23 protein-coding genes and 1 other annotated feature are annotated in these 21,437 nt (G+C 45.5%); all 23 genes read left to right on the top strand.

Features of this window, described 5'->3' with window-relative positions; all coding sequences use genetic code 11:
- Positions 1-126 precede the first annotated feature (126 nt).
- The 23 genes from rpmG to rpsC all read left to right on the top strand — a co-directional run bounded on the left by rpmG (position 127) and on the right by rpsC (position 21,436).
- The gene (rpmG, locus tag MKY35_RS23130; protein ID WP_023990562.1) at positions 127-276 is read left to right on the top strand and encodes a 50S ribosomal protein L33; all 150 of its coding nucleotides are present in this window, start codon (positions 127-129) and stop codon (positions 274-276) included.
- A 20-nt stretch (positions 277-296) separates the two neighbouring features.
- Positions 297-488 carry a preprotein translocase subunit SecE gene (gene secE / locus MKY35_RS23125; RefSeq protein WP_013312170.1) on the top strand — a complete coding sequence of 64 codons (192 nt, stop codon included), beginning with the start codon at positions 297-299 and terminating at the stop codon, positions 486-488.
- A gap of 22 nt (positions 489-510) precedes the next feature.
- Positions 511-1,044, top strand: a complete 534-nt coding sequence (nusG, locus tag MKY35_RS23120; RefSeq protein ID WP_007432596.1) for a transcription termination/antitermination protein NusG — start codon at positions 511-513, stop codon at positions 1,042-1,044.
- Between the two features lie 73 nt (positions 1,045-1,117).
- Positions 1,118-1,543: a 50S ribosomal protein L11 gene (gene rplK, locus MKY35_RS23115; RefSeq protein ID WP_007432595.1), complete on the top strand. Its 426-nt coding sequence runs from the start codon at positions 1,118-1,120 to the stop codon at positions 1,541-1,543.
- 87 nt (positions 1,544-1,630) lie between these two features.
- Positions 1,631-2,323 (top strand): 50S ribosomal protein L1, encoded by a 693-nt coding sequence (gene rplA, locus MKY35_RS23110; protein ID WP_013312169.1) that lies wholly within the window; start codon positions 1,631-1,633, stop codon positions 2,321-2,323.
- Positions 2,324-2,391: 68 nt separating this feature from the next.
- Positions 2,392-2,543: a sequence feature (ribosomal protein L10 leader region), on the top strand.
- Positions 2,544-2,617: 74 nt separating this feature from the next.
- Entirely contained in the window at positions 2,618-3,121 is a 504-nt protein-coding gene (rplJ, locus tag MKY35_RS23105) for a 50S ribosomal protein L10 (protein ID WP_013312168.1), read from the top strand.
- A 68-nt stretch (positions 3,122-3,189) separates the two neighbouring features.
- Entirely contained in the window at positions 3,190-3,555 is a 366-nt protein-coding gene (rplL, locus tag MKY35_RS23100) for a 50S ribosomal protein L7/L12 (protein WP_029514495.1), read from the top strand.
- Positions 3,556-3,703: 148 nt separating this feature from the next.
- Complete coding sequence (locus tag MKY35_RS23095) at positions 3,704-4,306, top strand: class I SAM-dependent methyltransferase (RefSeq protein WP_039274943.1); 603 nt, start codon at positions 3,704-3,706, stop codon at positions 4,304-4,306.
- Between the two features lie 355 nt (positions 4,307-4,661).
- On the top strand, positions 4,662-8,207 hold the full coding sequence (gene rpoB / locus MKY35_RS23090; protein ID WP_039274942.1) for a DNA-directed RNA polymerase subunit beta: 3,546 nt from the start codon (positions 4,662-4,664) through the stop codon (positions 8,205-8,207).
- A gap of 140 nt (positions 8,208-8,347) precedes the next feature.
- The gene (rpoC, locus tag MKY35_RS23085) at positions 8,348-11,962 is read left to right on the top strand and encodes a DNA-directed RNA polymerase subunit beta' (RefSeq protein ID WP_029514492.1); all 3,615 of its coding nucleotides are present in this window, start codon (positions 8,348-8,350) and stop codon (positions 11,960-11,962) included.
- A gap of 218 nt (positions 11,963-12,180) precedes the next feature.
- Positions 12,181-12,432, top strand: coding sequence for a ribosomal L7Ae/L30e/S12e/Gadd45 family protein (locus MKY35_RS23080; protein WP_007432588.1), 252 nt, complete (start codon positions 12,181-12,183; stop codon positions 12,430-12,432).
- A 144-nt stretch (positions 12,433-12,576) separates the two neighbouring features.
- Positions 12,577-12,999, top strand: a complete 423-nt coding sequence (rpsL, locus tag MKY35_RS23075) for a 30S ribosomal protein S12 (RefSeq protein ID WP_007432587.1) — start codon at positions 12,577-12,579, stop codon at positions 12,997-12,999.
- A gap of 50 nt (positions 13,000-13,049) precedes the next feature.
- Positions 13,050-13,520 carry a 30S ribosomal protein S7 gene (gene rpsG / locus MKY35_RS23070; protein WP_007432586.1) on the top strand — a complete coding sequence of 157 codons (471 nt, stop codon included), beginning with the start codon at positions 13,050-13,052 and terminating at the stop codon, positions 13,518-13,520.
- A 47-nt stretch (positions 13,521-13,567) separates the two neighbouring features.
- Complete coding sequence (gene fusA / locus MKY35_RS23065) at positions 13,568-15,646, top strand: elongation factor G (RefSeq protein ID WP_029514491.1); 2,079 nt, start codon at positions 13,568-13,570, stop codon at positions 15,644-15,646.
- Positions 15,647-15,740: 94 nt separating this feature from the next.
- Positions 15,741-16,931, top strand: coding sequence for an elongation factor Tu (gene tuf / locus MKY35_RS23060; RefSeq protein WP_023990558.1), 1,191 nt, complete (start codon positions 15,741-15,743; stop codon positions 16,929-16,931).
- 340 nt (positions 16,932-17,271) lie between these two features.
- Positions 17,272-17,580 (top strand): 30S ribosomal protein S10, encoded by a 309-nt coding sequence (gene rpsJ, locus MKY35_RS23055; RefSeq protein WP_005544556.1) that lies wholly within the window; start codon positions 17,272-17,274, stop codon positions 17,578-17,580.
- Positions 17,581-17,612: 32 nt separating this feature from the next.
- A complete protein-coding gene (rplC, locus tag MKY35_RS23050) occupies positions 17,613-18,236 on the top strand; it encodes a 50S ribosomal protein L3 (RefSeq protein ID WP_013312161.1) in 624 nt (207 codons plus the stop codon).
- Positions 18,237-18,262: 26 nt separating this feature from the next.
- Entirely contained in the window at positions 18,263-18,886 is a 624-nt protein-coding gene (gene rplD / locus MKY35_RS23045) for a 50S ribosomal protein L4 (protein WP_013312160.1), read from the top strand.
- On the top strand, positions 18,886-19,176 hold the full coding sequence (rplW, locus tag MKY35_RS23040; protein WP_014278314.1) for a 50S ribosomal protein L23: 291 nt from the start codon (positions 18,886-18,888) through the stop codon (positions 19,174-19,176). The genes rplD and rplW overlap by 1 nt, the downstream gene beginning before the upstream one ends.
- A gap of 30 nt (positions 19,177-19,206) precedes the next feature.
- Positions 19,207-20,037: a 50S ribosomal protein L2 gene (gene rplB, locus MKY35_RS23035; protein ID WP_013312158.1), complete on the top strand. Its 831-nt coding sequence runs from the start codon at positions 19,207-19,209 to the stop codon at positions 20,035-20,037.
- A gap of 72 nt (positions 20,038-20,109) precedes the next feature.
- The gene (gene rpsS, locus MKY35_RS23030) at positions 20,110-20,388 is read left to right on the top strand and encodes a 30S ribosomal protein S19 (protein ID WP_029514489.1); all 279 of its coding nucleotides are present in this window, start codon (positions 20,110-20,112) and stop codon (positions 20,386-20,388) included.
- Between the two features lie 36 nt (positions 20,389-20,424).
- Positions 20,425-20,757, top strand: a complete 333-nt coding sequence (gene rplV, locus MKY35_RS23025; protein WP_013312157.1) for a 50S ribosomal protein L22 — start codon at positions 20,425-20,427, stop codon at positions 20,755-20,757.
- A 13-nt stretch (positions 20,758-20,770) separates the two neighbouring features.
- Complete coding sequence (rpsC, locus tag MKY35_RS23020; protein ID WP_013312156.1) at positions 20,771-21,436, top strand: 30S ribosomal protein S3; 666 nt, start codon at positions 20,771-20,773, stop codon at positions 21,434-21,436.
- Position 21,437 lies beyond the last annotated feature (1 nt).

Below are 21,437 nucleotides of genomic sequence, written 5' to 3'. Positions count from 1 at the left end.
ATGCAAACATTCGTTGACATGGAAAACCCCGTGTGATAAAGTGTTTTAGGTAGGCCTAAATTCGCGGTTTTTTTTAGGATCAATTATGAGACTTCCGGTGTTGGATGTCTTCGGGAGGTGCACATCATGCGGGTAATTATTACTTTGGCTTGTACAACATGCAAACAAAGAAATTACACAACGACGAAAAACAAGCGTAATCACCCCGACCGCATGGAGATGAAGAAATTCTGTAAGTCCTGTAACGAACAGACTTCTCATCGGGAAACCAGATAGTTTTTGGAGGTGTAGTCGGCGTGAAACGCAGTTTCAAGTCTCTGTTTTCCTTTTTCTCTGAAAGCTGGGCTGAACTCAAGAAGGTTCGCTGGCCCAATCGTAAAGAACTGACCAACTATACGCTGATTGTCATAGGGACAATTGCGTTCGTCACGATTTATTTTTGGGTTCTCGACATCGGCATTTCCGCTGTGATCGAAGCGATTATCTAGGAAGGGTTCCAGGTGGCTTGATATGGAAAAAAGATGGTACGTCGTTCATACCTATTCAGGGTATGAGAACAAAGTCAAAGCCAATTTGGAAAAACGCGTTGAGTCCATGGGCATGGAAGACAAGATATTCCGTGTTCTTGTTCCTATGGAAGAAGAACTGGTAACCAAGGACGGTAAGAAAAAAACCGTTATGCGTAAAGTCTACCCTGGTTATGTCTTAGTCGAAATGGTCCAAACCGACGACTCTTGGTATGTTGTACGCAACACACCAGGTGTTACGGGATTTGTAGGGTCAACAGGCTCGGGTTCCAAACCGACGCCATTGCTTCCAGAAGAAGTTGAACAGATTCTGAAGCATATGGGCATGGTAGAGCCGAAACCGAAGATTGAATTCGATGTTAAGGAATCCGTGCGAATTAAAGTTGGTCCTTTTGCGAATTTTGTGGGCTCCGTGGAAGAAATTTTGGTTGAGAAGAGCAAGCTTAAAGTTCACGTCAACATGTTTGGACGGGAAACCCCGCTTGAGTTGGATTATACTCAAGTGGAGAAAATATAGATTTTTCTTACAGGTTTCTTGTGGGAGGATCGATAGGTCCGTCTACCACTATTGAGTCAAGGAGGTGTCATCCATGGCAAAAAAGGTAATTAAAATGGTAAAACTGCAGATTCCTGCAGGGAAAGCTAATCCAGCGCCTCCAGTAGGTCCAGCTTTGGGTCAAGCAGGTGTCAACATCATGGCATTCTGTAAAGAGTTCAATGCTCGTACTGCTGATCAAGCAGGCCTGATTATTCCGGTTGAAATTTCGGTATTTGAGGATCGTTCTTTTACGTTCATCACCAAAACTCCACCGGCTGCTGTTCTGTTGAAAGTTGCTGCTAAAATCGAAAAAGGTTCCGGTGAACCGAATAAAACGAAAGTTGCAACTGTAAATCGCGCTGCTGTTCGTCAAATTGCAGAGCAAAAAATGCCTGACCTTAACGCAGCTTCCGTAGAATCGGCAATGCGTATGGTTGAAGGTACTGCTCGCAGCATGGGTATCACCATCGTAGATTAATTTTATTAATCTACGTGTGCCGGCAGTTTGACTGTCCGGCAAGTGTGGGAGGAATATCCGCTAATACCACATAAGGAGGAAAACATTATGGCTAAACATGGTAAGAAGTACCTGGAAGCTGCTAAGCTGATTGACAGCGAAGCAACTTACGAGCCTTTAGAAGCCGTTGAACTGGTGAAAAAGGCTGCGACTGCTAAATTCGACGAAACCGTTGAAGCTGCAGTTCGTCTGGGCGTAGATTCCCGTAAACAAGACCAGGCTGTTCGTGGTGTTGTTGTCCTGCCGCATGGTACGGGTAAAACACAACGCGTTCTGGTATTTGCAAAAGGTGACAAAGTGAAAGAAGCGGAAGCTGCTGGCGCTGATTTTGTTGGCGATCAAGATATGATCAACAAAATCCAACAAGGCTGGTTTGAATTCGACGTCTGCGTTGCGACACCTGATATGATGAGTGAGGTTGGTAAACTGGGTCGTTTGCTCGGTGGTAAAGGTTTGATGCCTAACCCTAAAGCAGGCACAGTTACTTTCGACGTTGCCAAGGCTGTTCAAGAAATTAAAGCCGGTAAAATCGAATACCGTCTCGACAAAGCCGGTCAAATTCATGCACCAATCGGCAAAGCTTCCTTCAGTGCTGAACAGCTGAACGAGAACCTTAAAGCCTTGGTTGAAGCCTTGAACCGTGCGAAGCCAGCGGCTGCTAAAGGTGTATACCTGAAAAACATCGCTATTTCTTCGACTATGGGACCAAGTGCACGTGTGAACGCATCTGTTTACAGATAATATTTTGATTGACATGTTCAATCAAAATTGTTATTCTATAAAAGTTGTGAGTCCTTGTGACTGACCATTAAAGTTGAATATGCTTACCGTAGACAGTAGGTGCCTTAGGGCTTAATTTCCTACCGAGGTGTTATGATAGAACGTTTCATGTGACGGGCTTGTCCCGTCCATGTAGATTTATCAAGCCTTCGTACTCTACGGAGGCTTTTTTCATGCTTATGAAAGCAAGCTTTGTGAGATCACCAGATCGGGTGCCTCGAACAAAGCGGATAAATTGATCAGGAGGTGTACAGTTTGGCAAATGCAAAGGTGATTCAAGCAAAACAAGAAGCTGTTGAAGTTGTAGCTGCAAAATTACGTGAGAGCGTAACGACTGTGGTTGCAGACTATCGCGGTCTGAATGTTGCCCAAGTAACTGAGCTGCGTAAGCAGCTTCGCGAAGCCGGAATCGAATTTCAAGTGCTGAAAAACACACTGCTCCGCCGTGCAACTGCGGCAGCAGAATTGACTGAACTGGACGCAGTATTGACAGGTCCTACTGCAATCGCGTTCGGCAAAGATGATGCAGTGTCTGCAGCTAAAATCTTGAACGATTTCGCTAAGAAGAACAATGCACTGGAACTGAAAGGTGCAGTTGTAGAAGGTCGCGTTATCGGTGTTGAGGAAATCAAAGCACTGGCAGAACTGCCATCCCGCGAAGGTCTCCTTTCCATGCTCCTCAGCGTGCTTCAAGCTCCTGTGCGCAACTTCGCGCTTGCAGTTAAAGCTGTTGCAGAAAAAGAAGAGCAAAGCGCATAAGTTAGGGATTAAACCTGCTGTATAGCAGTTGAGAACAAAAAAATACGAATTTAAATGGAGGTTCAACCATGAGTAAAGAGCAAATCTTGGAAGCAATTAAAGGTATGTCCGTATTGGAACTGAACGATCTCGTGAAAGCAATCGAAGAAGAATTCGGCGTAACTGCAGCAGCTCCAGTAGCTGTAGCAGGTGGCGCAGCAGGTGGCGCAGCTGAAGCTGAGCAATCCGAGTTCGACGTAATCTTGACAAGCGCTGGCGGTTCCAAAATCAACGTTATCAAAGCAGTTCGCGAAATCACAGGTCTTGGCCTGAAAGAAGCAAAAGAACTGGTTGACAACGCTCCAAAACCACTGAAAGAAAAAATCGCTAAAGAAGAAGCTGAATCCATTAAAGCAAAATTGGAAGAAGCAGGCGCTTCTGTAGAAGTGAAATAATTGACTGCTTTCTAGCAGACAATGAACTAAAACAAACCCCTTGAGGTGATCTTCAAGGGGTTTGTTGCTGTAAAACGGTAGTGCCAGCATGTCTGAAAGGTAATTGTAAAGGCTATGATGGTAGTACAACCGAAAGAGGTGGGCATGAATGGCTGATCATTACTACTCCAAGCGGCCAGAGACGGCGCATGAAAGACGGAGCCTGGAAACAGTGCTGCGGGGGCGGTCATACCGTTTTGTCAGCGATTCAGGCGTTTTTTCGAAGCAGGGCATTGATTATGGGAGTCGCGTGCTGATTGAAGCGATGCAGCTTCCTGCACAAGCCTCGGTATTGGATGTAGGATGCGGTTACGGGCCGATTGGTTTGGCGGCAGCCGCGCTTGTCCCAGAAGGACACGTCACAATGGTTGATATTAATGAGCGAGCCGTTCAACTAGCGATAGAGAATGCGGAACGTAATGGGGTTAAGAATGTCACCATTAAGCAAAGCGATTTGTTTGCGGAAGTGAAGAATGAACGTTTTGACGTGATTTTGACGAATCCTCCTATACGTGCAGGAAAAGAAACAGTGCATACCATTTTTGAACTTGCTTATGAGCATTTAAATGAGGGTGGAGCTTTGTGGGTAGTCATTCAGAAAAAGCAGGGGGCCCCTTCGGCGAGTGCTAAGATAGAGAGTCTTTTCGGTCATGTGGAGGAAGTTACAAAGGATAAAGGCTATCGAATTTTGAAGGCCAAAAAAAGTTTTTAAGAAAATGCAATAGGACCATTGACTTGAATCCTGGTCTGTGATATCATTATAAAATGTCAGTATTAGGATGCCCTCCATGGCTTTAGTTTGTTGAAATGTCAATAGATTTATGCGTAGTAGGTATAGTATTTATCACTATTACGTATAATACAACCATTTTGGGCAAATCTACAAGTGATGAAGATCTTCCGGTAAGAGGATTCTGCAGATACGTTGCTCTTTTTTCGAATGCATTCGAGTAAGGGCTTTTCTGTATTTGTAAGATTGAATCTTCTGTATGTGTCTTATTATAAGGTCACAAACAGAGGTTCGCAATGTATTTTTAAAGTGAGTAGACATGAGGGGTGAGTTTAAGTTGGCAGGACATCTTGTTCAATATGGTCGACGCACTCGGCGCAGTTATGCACGTATTAATGAGGTACTCGAGGTTCCGAACCTGATTGAGATCCAACAAAAATCCTATGATTGGTTTTTGGAGGAAGGATTACGGGAAATGTTTCGGGATATTTCACCAATTCAAGATTTCACTGGAAATCTGATTTTGGAGTTTATCGACTATTCTCTCGGAGAACCCAAATATACCGTTGACGACGCAAAGGAACGCGACGTTACGTATGCAGCACCGCTTCGGGTAAAAGTCCGGCTTATTAATAAAGAGACCGGGGAAGTGAAAGAGCAGGAAGTATTCATGGGAGACTTCCCGCTGATGACTGAAACGGGTACGTTTATTATTAACGGTGCGGAACGGGTTATTGTCAGCCAGTTGGTTCGCTCTCCCAGCGTCTATTTCAGCACAAAAGTCGACAAGAATGCGAAAACAACATACACCGCAACGGTAATTCCTAACCGGGGGGCTTGGCTCGAACTGGAGATGGATGCGAAGGATATTATCTATGTCCGGATTGACCGTACCCGTAAAATTCCGGTTACGGTGTTGCTGCGTGCACTTGGCTTTGGCACTGATGCTGAGATTCTGGATTTGCTCGGCAATGACGAATATATCCGCAACACACTTGATAAAGACAATACGGATTCCACGGAGAAAGCGCTGATTGAAATTTATGAGCGTCTTCGCCCGGGTGAGCCACCTACACTGGATAACGCAAAGAGCTTGCTTGTTGCACGCTTCTTTGATCCAAAACGTTATGATCTGGCCAACGTAGGCCGTTACAAAATCAATAAAAAGCTTCACATCAAAAACCGTCTGTTCAATCAACGTCTTGCTGAGACATTGATTGATACAACAACTGGTGAAATTATCGCTGAAGCAGGACAAATGGTGGATCGTCGCCTGTTGGACGAGATTTTGGCCCAACTGGAGGAATCAGTAGGACACCGCACGTATCATGTTGCTAGCGGCGTGCTGGAAAGCAATGATATTCCACTTCAAACGATTGATGTATTCTCGCCAATTGAGGACGGTAAAGTAGTAAAACTGATTGCTAACGGAAATATTGATAAATCGGTTAAGAATATTACGCCTGCCGATATTATTTCCTCCATCAGTTATTTTATTAACTTGCTTCACGGTATCGGAAGTACGGACGATATTGACCATTTGGGTAACCGTCGCTTACGTTCTGTAGGTGAGTTGCTCCAAAACCAGTTCCGTATCGGTTTATCCCGTATGGAACGCGTGGTGCGTGAAAGAATGTCGATTCAGGATGCTAATGTAATTACGCCACAAGCGTTGATTAACATACGTCCAGTAATTGCTTCGATTAAAGAGTTTTTTGGTAGCTCGCAGCTGTCACAGTTTATGGATCAGACAAACCCGCTTGCTGAATTAACGCACAAACGTCGTCTGTCCGCACTCGGACCCGGCGGTTTGACGCGTGAACGCGCAGGCATGGAAGTGCGTGACGTCCATCCAAGTCACTACGGCCGTATGTGTCCTATCGAGACACCAGAGGGACCAAACATTGGTTTGATCAACTCTTTGTCCACATTTGCACGTATCAACGAGTACGGATTTATCGAAGCTCCTTATCGTTGGGTAGATCCGAAAACCGGAAAAGTTACAGACCAGATTGATTACCTGACTGCTGATGAAGAAGATAACTACATCGTAGCTCAGGCGAACGCGGAATTGACGGAGGAAAACACCTTTAAGGATGAGGTCGTCATTGTCCGTTATAACAAACAGTCTGATAACATTATTCCAATGGCTAGTAGCCGTGTCGATTACATGGACGTATCACCTAAACAGGTCGTATCAGTTGCGACAGCACTGATTCCGTTTCTGGAGAATGATGACTCTAACCGCGCATTGATGGGTTCCAACATGCAACGTCAGGCTGTCCCACTTTTGATTCCAAAGTCTCCATTGGTCGGAACAGGAATGGAGCACAAGTCTGCAAAAGATTCTGGTGTTTGCGTTGTGTCCAAATACAACGGAGTTATCGAACGTTCTTCGGCTAACGAAATTTGGTTGCGTCGTATCGAAACTGTAGATGGTGCTGAAGTGAAGGGCGATATTGTTAAGTATAAATTACACAAATTTATGCGATCTAACCAAGGAACTTGCATTAACCAACGTCCGATTGTGAACAGAGGAGATATTGTCAAAGTTGGCGATATTCTTGCAGATGGTCCATCTACGGAGATGGGTGAGTTGGCGTTGGGACGTAACGTTGTCGTTGCCTTCATGACTTGGGAAGGTTACAACTACGAGGATGCGATCCTGCTGAGTGAGAAACTGGTCAAGGAGGATGTATACACCTCGATCCATATTGAGGAATACGAATCCGAGGCTCGTGACACGAAACTTGGACCTGAAGAAATCACTCGTGACATTCCAAATGTCGGTGAAGAGGCGCTTCGCAACTTGGATGAGCGTGGAATCATTCGTATTGGTGCCGAAATCGGTGCAGGTGACATTCTTGTTGGTAAAGTTACACCTAAAGGTGTGACTGAATTGACAGCTGAAGAACGTCTCTTACACGCAATCTTTGGTGAGAAGGCACGCGAGGTTCGTGATACTTCTTTGAGAGTTCCTCACGGAACAGATGGGATTGTTGTAGATGTAAAGGTGTTTACACGTGAAAATGGTGATGAACTGCCACCAGGTGTAAATCAGTTGGTTCGTGTATATATTGCTCAAAAACGTAAAATCTCCGAAGGCGATAAAATGGCTGGACGTCACGGTAACAAGGGTGTCGTTGCCCGTATTTTGCCTGAAGAAGATATGCCGTTCCTGCCGGATGGCACACCAGTACAGGTCGTTCTGAACCCGCTGGGGGTACCTTCACGGATGAACATCGGACAGGTGCTTGAAGTCCATCTGGGTATGGCTGCAATGCGTCTTGGTATTCATGTGGCAACTCCAGTATTCGATGGTGCCAAGGAGTATGACGTGTTCGATACAATGGAAGAGGCAGGCATGCAGCGTAATGGTAAGACTGTGTTGTATGACGGACGTACGGGTGATCGTTTTGAACGTGAAGTTACTGTCGGTGTCATGCACATGATCAAACTGGCGCACATGGTCGATGATAAAATCCATGCTCGTTCTACAGGTCCTTACTCTCTCGTTACGCAGCAACCATTGGGTGGTAAAGCTCAATTCGGTGGACAGCGCTTCGGGGAGATGGAAGTATGGGCATTGGAAGCCTACGGCGCGGCGTACACGCTTCAGGAAATTTTGACTGTGAAATCCGATGATGTGGTTGGACGTGTTAAAACTTACGAATCCATTGTCAAAGGTGAAAATGTACCTGAACCGGGTGTTCCAGAATCATTTAAGGTCTTGATCAAAGAGCTGCAAAGCTTGGGTATGGACGTGAAGATTCTGTCTGAAGACGAACAAGAGATCGAAATGAGAGAGCTTGATGATGAGGATGACACAAGCGGCGATAAGCTGAGTTTGAATCTGGAAGGCTCTGAGGTTGGCGTAGAGTAGTTTGACTGCTAACTGACTCATATCAGCTTTGTTATATACCTTGATCCATTCTAGGATGGATCAGGTTTCTTGATACCGCCCGGTGCTGCTGGGCGGTATCAAACCTAAAAACTCAGGATTTGGTTAAGGAGGGTTGCTCCTTGTTGGACGTTAACAATTTCGAATATATGAAAATCGGGCTTGCTTCCCCCGAAAAGATTCGTTCTTGGTCCCGCGGAGAAGTCAAAAAACCGGAGACGATTAACTATCGTACGCTTAAACCGGAAAAAGAAGGACTATTTTGCGAGAAAATTTTCGGACCTACGAAAGACTGGGAATGTCATTGCGGTAAGTACAAACGTGTACGCTATAAAGGTGTTGTCTGTGACCGTTGCGGAGTAGAAGTTACTCGCGCTAAGGTTCGCCGTGAGCGTATGGGCCATATTGAGTTGGCTGCTCCTGTATCGCACATTTGGTACTTCAAAGGCATTCCAAGTCGTATGGGTCTTGCTCTTGATATGTCTCCAAGATCTCTGGAAGAGATTATTTACTTCGCATCTTATGTTGTAACCGATCCAGGAGATACGCCTTTGGAGAAAAAACAACTCCTGTCCGAAAAAGAATACCGTAGCTACCGTGAGAAATACGGCTATGGCTTCCAGGCAGGTATGGGTGCTGAAGCGGTTAAAAAGCTTCTTCAAGATTTGGATATAGACAAAGAGTTAGAATTTTTGAAAGAAGAGCTGCGTACAGCTCAAGGACAACGTCGTAACCGTGCGATCAAACGCCTTGAAGTTATTGAGGCCTTCCGTAACTCAGGCAACCAACCGGATTGGATGATCATGGACGTACTTCCTGTTATTCCTCCTGAGCTTCGTCCAATGGTACAGTTGGATGGTGGTCGTTTCGCTACCTCTGACCTTAACGACTTGTATCGTCGTGTTATTAACCGTAATAACCGTCTGAAACGTCTGTTAGATCTAGGTGCGCCAGATATTATCGTACAAAATGAAAAACGGATGTTGCAGGAAGCTGTTGACGCCTTGATTGATAATGGTCGTCGTGGTCGTCCTGTTACAGGTCCAGGTAACCGTCCTTTGAAATCCCTCAGCCACATGCTGAAAGGTAAACAAGGACGTTTCCGTCAAAACTTGCTCGGAAAACGTGTTGACTACTCTGGTCGTTCCGTTATCGTTGTAGGTCCGTACTTGAAAATGTATCAATGCGGTTTGCCAAAAGAAATGGCGCTGGAACTGTTCAAACCTTTTGTTATGAAAGAACTGGTGAACAAAGGTTTGGCGCACAATATCAAGAGCGCGAAGCGTAAAGTAGAGCGTGTGAGTGCAGAAGTATGGGATGTGCTGGAAGAAGTAATCAAGGAGCATCCGGTTCTTCTGAACCGTGCCCCTACGTTGCATAGACTCGGTATCCAGGCGTTCGAACCGATTTTGGTTGAAGGTCGTGCGATTCGTCTGCATCCGCTCGTATGTACTGCATATAATGCCGACTTTGACGGTGACCAAATGGCTGTTCACGTTCCGTTGTCTGCGGAAGCCCAAGCTGAAGCTCGTTTGCTTATGCTAGCATCCGGCAACATTTTGAATCCGAAAGACGGCAAGCCAGTTGTTACACCTTCCCAGGATATGGTTCTTGGTTCTTTCTATCTGACTATGGATAACAAAGAAGAAGAAGGAAGTAATATGATCCTTCGCAACATGAATGAAGCTATATCGGCTTACCAACGTGGTACAGCTGGACTTCATGCTCGTGTAGCTATTCCGGTTAAAGCTTTGAATAAAACGAGCTTTACGGAAAAACAACAGGAAGCGATGTTGATCACAACGGTTGGTAAAATTATCTTTAATGAAATTTTCCCGGCAAGCTTCCCGTACATCAATGATGCTACCCGTGCGAACCTGCTTTATGGTACTGCGGAGGAGTTCTTTGTTTACGAGAAGGGTGTAAATCTTACAGAAGCCATTCAAAACGCTCCGCAAGCTAGCGGGGTAGGCAAGGATTACCTTGGTAATATCATTGCCCGTTGTTTTGAGACTTACCATACAACAGAAACAGCTGTAATTCTGGATAAAATCAAGCAGCTTGGCTTTACGTATTCCACTCGTGCAGGGGTAACGGTTGCTGTATCGGACGTAATCGTGCCGGTGGAAAAACAAGAGATTCTTAAGGGATCCGAAGACAAAGCGCAAGTTGTAACGAATCAGTACCGTCGTGGTCTGATTACGAATGAAGAACGCTATGACCGGATTATCGATATTTGGTCTAAAGCGAAAGATGATATTACTGAAGTATTGATGAAGTCCATGGATCGCTACAACTCCATCATGATGATGGTGGACTCCAAAGCGCGGGGTAACAAATCACAGATTACTCAGCTCGGCGGTATGCGTGGTCTGATGGCGAATCCATCCGGACGTATTATCGAACTCCCCATCAAATCAAACTTCCGTGAAGGTCTGACAGTACTCGAGTACTTCATCTCCACTCACGGAGCGCGTAAAGGTTTGGCGGATACTGCCCTTCGTACGGCTGACTCGGGTTACCTGACTCGTCGTCTCGTAGATGTCGCACAGGATGTTATCGTGCGCGAAGAAGACTGCGGAACGGATAAAGGCTTCACAGTAAGTCGTATCCAGGATGGTAAAGAAGTAATTGAAGATCTCTATGACCGTCTGGAAGGTCGCTATTGCTTTGAAACGGTACGTCATCCTGAGACTGGCGAGATTTTGGCTAGACGTAACGAATTGATTGACTCCGACAAAGCTGAAGCGATTGTTAAAGCTGGCGTACACAAAGTTCAAATACGTTCTGTATTAAGTTGCCGTGCTAAACATGGCGTCTGCAAGAAATGTTACGGTCGCAATCTGGCGACTGGTAAACACGTTGAGATTGGTGAAGCAGTTGGTATCATCGCTGCACAATCCATCGGTGAGCCGGGAACACAGCTTACTATGCGTACGTTCCACACAGGCGGCGTAGCGGGTGACGATATTACACAAGGTTTGCCTCGTATCCAGGAGCTTTTTGAAGCGCGTAATCCTAAAGGTCAGGCAACGATTAGTGAAATTGACGGTACAGTTAAAGAAGTTCGTGAAGGTAAAGACCGCCGTGAGATCGACATTCAGGGTGAAGCTGAAACGAAAACATACTCAGTAACGTATGGTTCCCGCCTGCGCGTAAGCGAAGGTATGACTGTTGAAGCTGGGGACGAACTGACGGATGGTTCAATTGATCCTAAAGAAATGCTGCGTATTAAAGGTATTCGCGGGGTACAGAACTATATCCTTCAGGAAGTTCAACGCGTATACCGGAACCAGGGCGTAGAAATCAACGACAAGCACGTAGAAGTTATGATTCGTCAAATGTTGCGTAAAATCCGTATCATTGATGCGGGCGACACAATCTTACTTCCAGGCTCCTTTGTTGATGTCCATGAGTATGAAAATGCGAACAAGATAGCGATTCTCAGCGGCCAAGAACCAGCGGTAGCTAAGCCAGTACTGCTCGGTATTACCAAGGCATCTCTGGAAACTGACTCCTTCTTGTCAGCAGCATCCTTCCAGGAAACTACTCGTGTCCTGACTGATGCAGCTATTAAAGGCAAGGTTGATCAGCTGCTTGGACTGAAAGAGAACGTAATTATTGGTAAATTGATTCCTGCGGGAACAGGTATGAACCGTTACCGTAGCGTGAAATTTGCCCAGCCGGAAGAGGGGCAGTCTCCATCTGAGGAGCTCGAACCAATTTCGGCAGAGTAATACAAAAATAGTATGATTACCGGAACACCGCTGACATAAGCTTTGCATAAAAGCTGCAGTAGACGGTGCTCCGGTGCTTTTTTCAAAAATGAATCGTGTTATTCTGTTTAAATGAATTATGGTTTATATTTGTCTTGACATTACTTATAGTCAATGCTAATATAGCAAAGGTGCGTGAGCAGCCTATATGCTATTGGGTCTTTTCGGAGGAATGAGATATGTCTAAAGAACAGGGACTGCAAGATGCTCATGTCAAAATCGGTACCAAACAAACCATTCGTATGGTAGAATTGGGCTTTGCCTCAGAAGTATATGTGGCAGAAGACGCAGATCAGCGTCTCACTTCCAACATCATTGCTTTGTGCAACAAGCAAGGAGTCAAAGTGACTCTCGTAGACACAATGAAAAATCTCGGAGCTGCATGTGGGATTGAAGTGGGAGCCGCAATGGCTGCTATCGTAAAACAATAGGGTAAGGAACGTTTTTGTCTAAGGAATCGTTATTCTTGGCGGCAAAGACTTTTCATTTGTTCTTTTATGAACCGCCTGGGTCTGTGGGCTTAGATAAGGTTTGTAAAGTAACAGCAAAAATTGAGGAAGGGGGTGGCAACCAACATGCCAACTATTAACCAACTGGTTCGTAAAGGACGTCAAGCCAAAATCGAGAAATCGAAATCACCGGCTTTGCAAAAAGGTTTTAATGCCTTGAAACGTGAAGCTACCGACATCAGTGCCCCGCAAAAACGCGGAGTGTGCACTCGTGTAGGTACTATGACTCCGAAAAAACCAAACTCCGCACTTCGTAAATATGCTCGTGTTCGCTTGACGAACCGTGTAGAGGTGACTGCTTACATTCCAGGTATTGGACATAACCTTCAAGAACACAGCGTAGTGCTGATTCGCGGCGGTCGTGTAAAAGACCTTCCGGGTGTGCGTTACCATATCGTTCGCGGTGCTTTGGATACTGCAGGCGTAAACAACCGCATGCAAGCTCGTTCCAAATACGGCGCAAAACGCCCTAAAGCTAAAAAATCCTAATGAATATAAACCGCGTATGTCGGTTTAACATGTAAGAAAGGGGGATATCCATGCCACGCAAAGGTCCAGTTACCAAAAGAGACGTGTTGCCAGATCCGGTATACAACAGCAAGTTGGTTACCCGCTTGATCAATCGCATCATGCTCGACGGAAAACGAGGCGTTGCTCAAAGCATTCTGTACAATGCGTTCAAGCTTATCCAAGAACGTACGGGGAATGACCCGATGGAAGTTTTTGAAGCAGCTATCAAGAATATCATGCCAGTCCTGGAAGTTAAAGCACGCCGTGTCGGCGGTGCAAACTACCAAGTACCAATCGAGGTAAAACCAGAAAGACGTACGTCCCTGGGATTACGTTGGCTCGTAAACTACTCCCGCAACCGCGGTGAGAAAACCATGGAAGAGCGTTTGGCGGCTGAAATTATCGATGCTTCCAACAACACAGGCGCTTCCGTGAAAAAACGTGAAGACACGCACAAAATGGCTGAAGCGAACAAAGCGTTTGCTCACTATCGTTGGTAGGATTCAGCTCAAAAAAATAACTTCAATTTTGAAGGGAGACCCATTTCATGGCAAGAGAGTTCTCCTTGAAAAATACACGTAATATCGGGATCATGGCTCATATTGACGCGGGTAAAACCACAACAACAGAGCGGATCTTGTTCTACACAGGCCGTACGCACAAAATCGGTGAAGTTCACGAAGGCGCTGCGACAATGGACTGGATGGAACAAGAACAAGAGCGCGGAATCACGATTACTTCCGCTGCGACGACCGCTGCCTGGAAAGGTCACCGCGTCAATATCATCGACACCCCGGGGCACGTTGACTTCACTGTTGAAGTTGAACGTTCCCTTCGTGTATTGGACGGAGCAGTTGGTGTTTTCAGTGCGAAAGAAGGCGTTGAGCCTCAGTCCGAAACCGTATGGAGACAGGCTGATCGCTACGGCGTTCCACGGATCGCATATGTAAACAAAATGGATATCATTGGTGCCGACTTCCTGAATGTTGTCTCTGACATGCGTGATCGCCTTCAAGCGAACGCAGTTGCGATTCAATTGCCAATCGGCGCAGAAAATGATTTTACTGGTATTATCGATATCGTTGAACAAAAAGCTCATATGTACAAAGATGATCTTGGTCAAGATATCGAAGAAGTAGAAGTTCCTGCGGAATTCAAAGATCAAGTTGAAGAACTTCGTAATGAATTGATCGAGAAGGTTGCTGAACTGGACGAAGAATTGACAATGAAATACCTGGAAGGCGAAGAAATTTCGGTTGCCGAAATTAAAGCCGCTCTCCGTAAAGGTGTTGTAGAAGTTAAAATCTTCCCAGTTATCTGTGGATCTTCTTACCGCAATAAAGGTGTTCAGCTGATGTTGGATGCTGTTCTCGACTATTTGCCGGCTCCTATTGATGTGCCAAGTATTCAAGGGCATTTGGAAGACGGTACGGAAGTTGAACGTCACTCTTCCGATGAAGAGCCATTCTCCGCATTGGCATTCAAAATCATGACGGATCCTTACGTTGGTAAGTTGACATTCTTCCGCGTATACTCCGGTGTTCTTCAATCCGGTTCTTACGTATTGAATGCAACAAAAGGTAAACGCGAACGTATCGGACGTATTCTTCAAATGCATGCGAACAGTCGTCAAGAAATCACTGTAGTTTACTCTGGTGATATTGCGGCTGCCGTAGGTTTGAAAGATACAGGTACAGGTGATACACTGTGTGATGAGAAGAGTCCTGTTATTCTCGAGTCCATGAACTTCCCTGATCCGGTTATCGAAATCGCGGTTGAGCCTAAAACCAAAGCTGACCAAGATAAAATGTCTGTAGCTCTCGGTAAGTTGACTGAAGAGGATCCAACTCTTCGCGCTCATACTAACGAAGAAACAGGTCAAACCATCTTGGCGGGTATGGGTGAGCTTCACTTGGACATCATCATTGACCGTATGCGTCGTGAGTTCAAGGTAGAAACAAATGTGGGTAAACCACAGGTTGCTTACCGTGAAACGTTCCGTGCTCCAGCACGTGTCGAAGGTAAATTCGTTCGTCAGTCCGGTGGTCGTGGTCAATATGGTCACGTATGGGTTGAGTTCGAACCGCTTGAGCCAGGTACTGGTAGTCAATTCGAAAGTAAGGTAGTCGGCGGCTCTGTTCCTAGAGAGTACATCGCTCCTGCTCTTGCTGGTATTGAGGAACAAATGAAAAACGGAGTTATCGCAGGCTTCCCGCTTGTGGACGTTAAAGCTACAATCGTGGACGGATCATACCATGATGTCGATTCCAATGAAATGGCATTTAAAATTGCCGGATCAATGGCGCTGAAAGCAGCGAAAGACAAATGTAAACCAGTATTGCTCGAGCCGATTATGAAAGTTGAAGTAACGGTTCCTGAGGAATATATGGGTGACGTAATGGGTATGTTGAACTCCCGTCGTGGTCGGATTGAAGGTATGGATTCCCGCAGTGGAGCTCAAATCATTCGTGCGAAGGTGCCTTTGTCCGAAATGTTCGGATACTCGACTACACTTCGCTCCGGTACACAAGGACGCGGTGTGTTCTCCATGGAACTTTCTCATTATGAAGAAGTTCCGAAGAGCATTGCTGAAGAGATCGTTGCCAAAACCAAAGGCGGCGAGTAATACAATGTATCAGCTGACCGGTATGCTCTGGGTTTTACCAAAAGGGCATCCGGCAGCCTAAAATAAAACAAGTTATTGAGGAGGAATTGTTCAAATGGCAAAGGCTAAGTTTGAGCGTAACAAACCGCACGTTAATATCGGTACTATTGGTCACGTCGATCATGGTAAAACTACTTTGACTGCTGCAATCACAACTGTATTGTCCAAAACTTACGGTGGTGCTGCTGTAGCATTCGATCAAATCGATAAAGCTCCAGAAGAGCGCGAACGCGGTATCACAATCTCCACTGCACACGTGGAGTATGAAACACCTAACCGTCACTATGCACACGTTGACTGCCCAGGTCACGCCGACTATGTTAAAAACATGATCACTGGCGCTGCACAAATGGACGGAGCGATTCTGGTTGTATCCGCAGCTGACGGCCCAATGCCGCAAACTCGCGAGCACATCCTGTTGTCCCGCCAAGTTGGTGTTCCTTACATCGTTGTATTCTTGAACAAATGCGACATGGTTGAAGACGAAGAGTTGCTGGAATTGGTTGAAATGGAAGTTCGCGACCTGCTGAGCGAGTATGACTTCCCAGGCGACGACACTCCAATCACTCGTGGTTCCGCTCGTGAAGCACTGCAAAACCCAGATGGCGACTGGGCTAAGAAAATCGTTGAAATGTTCGAAACAATCGACACTTACATCCCAACTCCAGAACGCGACACTGACAAGCCTTTCCTTATGCCTGTCGAGGACGTATTCTCCATCACTGGTCGTGGTACAGTTGCTACAGGCCGTGTAGAGCGTGGTACAGTTAAAGTGGGCGACGAAATCGAAATCATCGGTATTCAAGAAGAATCCCGTAAATCCGTAGTAACAGGCGTAGAAATGTTCCGTAAATTGCTTGATTCCGCTCAAGCTGGTGACAACATCGGCGCACTGCTTCGCGGTGTAGATCGTGCACAAATCGAGCGCGGCCAAGTATTGGCTAAACCAGGTTCTGTTAACCCACATACAGAATTTTCTGCTCAAATCTACGTTTTGACTAAAGAAGAAGGCGGACGTCACAAACCTTTCTTCACTGGTTACCGTCCACAGTTCTACTTCCGTACAACTGACGTAACTGGAATCATTACTTTGCCAGAAGGTTCCGAAATGGTAATGCCTGGTGATAACATCACGGTTACTGTTCAACTGATCAACCCGATCGCTATCGAAGAAGGAACTAAGTTCTCTATTCGTGAAGGCGGACGTACAGTTGGCGCTGGTGCCGTAGCAACAATCTCCAAATAAGAAGGCTTTTGCCTTTAAATAGAGTAACAGTGTACTGGAACGAGTAACGTTGTATTGGAACGAAGCTAAACGAGCCCCTGCCCTGGTGCGGGGGCTTTTCTCTTGAAAAAAAATCGCGAGCTGCGAGCACAATTGTATCTTTTGAAAATAAGATGCATTGTTTTTTCGTTTTTGCTTGCAATAGGCAGAACTATTCGATATAATAACTAATGTTGTTTGTGACTGTGCGATGATGTGAGAGGTTACTGACACACCCGGCCCCTTTGCCATGGGAGGGCTGTCGGAAAATTTTCACGGAGTATGTCCGATACCAAATTGGGCGATAGAAGGAGGGACTAAAATGGCAAAGCAAAAAATTCGTATCCGTTTGAAAGCTTACGATCATAGAATTCTTGATCAATCCGCTGAGAAAATTGTTGAAACAGCAAAACGTTCGGGCGCAGGTGTATCCGGGCCAATTCCGCTGCCAACTGAAAAACAAATCATTACTATTCTCCGTGCGGTACACAAGTACAAGGATTCCCGGGAACAGTTCGAAATGCGCACACACAAGCGTTTGATCGACATTGTTAACCCGACTCCACAAACTGTGGATGCCTTGATGCGCTTGGACCTGCCGTCCGGTGTAGATATCGAAATTAAATTGTAATATGTAATTAGGAAAAGAAATGAGGTGTCAACATGAAAGGTATCTTAGGAAAAAAACTCGGAATGACTCAAGTGTTTACCCCTGAAGGTAACGTACTTGCTGTTACGGTTATCGAAGCAGGTCCTTGTGTTGTTCTGCAAAAGAAAGATCTGGAAAACGATGGATACGAAGCTATCCAACTCGGTTTCTCTGATAAAAAAGAAAAAAGATCCAACAAACCTGAAGCAGGACATGCGAAAAAAGCAAATACTGCACCTAAGCGCTACGTTCGTGAACTTCGTGGCATCGACCTTGCTGCGTACGAGGTTGGCCAAGAACTGAAGGCTGATGTCTTCACAGAAGGCGAGTTCGTTGACGTAACAGGTATTTCTAAAGGTAAAGGTTTTGCCGGCGTTATCAAACGTTGGGGACAAAGCCGCGGACCAATGGCACACGGCTCGCGTTACCACAGAGGTCCAGGTTCTATGGGTTCCATTCAAGCTAACCGCGTTCCTAAAGGTAAACACCTGCCAGGACACATGGGGCATGAAACGGTAACGATCCAACGTCTTGAAGTTGTTAAGATCGATACAGAACGTAATGTATTGCTCGTGAAAGGTTCCATTCCAGGACCTAAAAATAGCTTCGTTAAAGTATTAGAAACGGTGAAAAAATAAACAACTGAAGAAAGGAGGAACACGAAATGCCAAAAGTAGCACTATTTAATATTAGCGGCAGCCAAGTTGGTGAAATTGAATTGAACGACGCAGTGTTCGGTATCGAGCCGAATAAGCACGTTCTTCATGACGCTGTTGTTATGCAATTGGCTTCCCTGCGTCAAGGTACTCACAAAGTAAAGGGACGTTCTGAAGTACGTGGTGGCGGACGTAAACCTTGGAAACAAAAAGGTACTGGCCGCGCTCGTCAAGGTTCGATCCGTGCACCACAATGGGTTGGTGGCGGTACTGTATTCGGTCCGACTCCACGTAGCTATGCTTACAAATTGCCTAAAAAAGTTCGTCGTCTGGCGATCAAATCGGCGTTGTCATCCAAAGTGATTGAGAATGAAATTATCGTATTGGACGCTCTTACACTGAACGGACCTAAAACGAAAGAATTCGCAGCCATTTTGAATAACCTTAAAGCTGATCGTAAAGCATTGATCGTAGCTCCTAGCTATGATGATAATGTAGCACTTTCCGCTCGTAATATTCCTGGTGTGAAGTTTGTAGCCGCAGATGGCATTAATGTTCTTGATGTGCTCGGACACGACAAACTGATCATTACGAAGGAAGCAGTTCAGAAGGTAGAGGAGGTGCTCGCGTAATGAAGGATCCTCGTGATATTATCAAACGTCCGGTTATCACCGAACGTACGGCTGGTATGATGAATGACTTGAAATACGTTTTCGAGGTTGACATTCGTTCTAACAAAGTCGAAGTTAAAAAAGCAATCGAAGCCATTTTTAACGTGAAAGTAAGTAGCGTAAATACGCTTCGTGTTCCTGCAAAACCAAAACGCTACGGACGTCATTCCGGCTATACGAGCGAGTGGAAGAAAGCGTTCGTAACGCTGAGCAAAGACAGTAAGCCGCTTGAGTTTTTTGAAACGGTATAATTGAATCTGTAAAGTAAGGAGGGAAACTCAGTGCCAATTAAAAAGTATAAACCAACGTCCCCGGCCAGACGTGCTATGTCTGTATCTACTTTCGAGGAGATTACAACTAATCAGCCCGAGAAATCGTTGCTGGCACCTCTGAGCAAGCAAGCTGGACGCAATAACCAAGGTAAAATTACAGTTCGTCATCAAGGCGGCGGACACAAACGTAAGTACCGTATTATTGACTTCAAACGTAACAAAGATGGAATACCGGGCCGCGTTGCTACGATCGAATATGATCCAAACCGTACGTCCAACATCGCACTTATCCACTATGTGGATGGTGAAAAACGTTACATCATCGCTCCTAAAGGTCTGAAAGTAGGAGACGAAGTGGTATCCGGTGCAGGTTCCGATATCAAAATCGGTAACTCTTTGCCATTGGAAAACATTCCAGTAGGTACGGTTATCCACAACATCGAATTGAAACCGGGTAAAGGTGGCCAACTCGTTCGTGCCGCTGGTACGGAAGCCCAACTTCTTGGTAAAGAAGAAAAGTATGTTACAATTCGTTTGACTTCTGGTGAAGTTCGCCGCATTCTGAAAGTTTGCCGCGCGACAATCGGTTCTGTAGGTAACGAAGACCACGAACTGGTGAAAATCGGTAAAGCTGGTCGTAGTCGCTGGTTGGGACAACGTCCTGAAGTTCGCGGTGTTGTAATGAACCCTAACGATCACCCACACGGTGGTGGTGAAGGTCGCGCTCCAATCGGACGTAAATCTCCAATGTCTCCATGGGGTAAACCAACCCTTGGTTACAAGACACGTAAAAAAGGTAAAGCATCTGATAAGTACATCGTTCGTCGTCGTACTAAGTAATAAAACGTGCGCTTAAGTCGCACGTTAACATATTAAGGAACGACTACGTTTTAACGAAGGGAGGATTCATAAATGGGTCGCAGTCTCAAAAAAGGACCATTCATTGATGGTTACCTGTTGAAAAAAGTAGAGGTTTTGAACGAGTCGGAGAAAAAAGTGGTAATCAAAACTTGGTCCCGTCGCTCTACGATTTTCCCGCAATTTATCGGACATACGTTTGGTGTATACGATGGTCGTAAACACGTGCCAGTATACGTAACGGAAGATATGGTCGGACACAAATTGGGCGAATTCGCTCCAACACGTACGTACAAAGGCCATACGGATGACGATAAGAAAACAAGAAGATAATCAACACAGCGTAGTGTTTGAGAGGAGGTAAACTCAATGGAAGCAAAAGCACATGCTAAATCCGTACGGATTTCTGCTCGCAAAGTGAAACTTGTTATCGATTTGATTCGCGGTAAGCAGGTTGGTGAGGCGATCGCAATTCTTCGTCACACTCCAAAGTCCGCTTCTCCAGTCGTTGAGAAATTGCTGAATTCTGCGATTGCAAATGCAGATCACAACTACTCTTTGGACGTAAATAAATTGGTAGTATCTCAGGTTTTTGTAAACCAAGGTCCTACAATGAAACGATTCCGCCCGCGTGCAATGGGTCGTGCAAGCCGCATCAACAAACGCACCAGTCATATTACTCTGGTGGTATCTGAAAAATAAGGAGGGAAAACGTGTGGGCCAAAAGGTAAATCCCGTCGGACTCCGAATCGGTATTATCCGTGATTGGGAATCCAAATGGTATGCAGGCAAAGATTTCGGTGATCTTTTGCTGGAAGACGTTAGAATTCGTGAACATCTGAAAAAAAGATTGAAAGACTCCGCTGTATCCCGTGTTGAAATCGAGAGAGCAGCTAACCGTGTCAACGTAACGATTCACACTGCGAAACCAGGTATGGTTATCGGTAAGGGTGGTTCCGAAGTTGAAAATCTGCGTAATGAAATTACTAAAATCGCAGGCGGTAAAAAGGTGCACATCAATATTTCTGAAATTAAAAATCCTGAACTGGACGCAATTTTGGTTGCTGAAAGCATTGCACAACAATTGGAACGTCGTGTTTCTTTCCGTCGTGCTTTGAAACAAGCGATTCAAAGAACTATGCGTTCCGGAGCAAAAGGAATTAAAACTCAAGTAGGCGGACGTCTTGGCGGTGCCGAAATCGCTCGTTCCGAAGGGTACAGCGAAGGAACTGTTCCACTGCATACGCTTCGTGCCGACATTGACTATGGTACAGCGGAAGCTCATACTACTTACGGCCGTCTTGGCGTAAAAGTATGGATCTATCGTGGAGAGGTTCTTCCTCCAGCTAAGAAACAAGCTCCTCAGGAAGGAGGCAACTAAT

It is taken from the genome of Paenibacillus sp. FSL L8-0638, assembly GCF_038593075.1.
In the GTDB taxonomy this organism is placed as follows: Bacteria; Bacillota; Bacilli; order Paenibacillales; family Paenibacillaceae; genus Paenibacillus; species Paenibacillus polymyxa_D.
The sequence above is the reverse complement of the archived record's forward strand: the minus strand, read 5'-3'. Positions and strand labels throughout refer to the sequence as shown.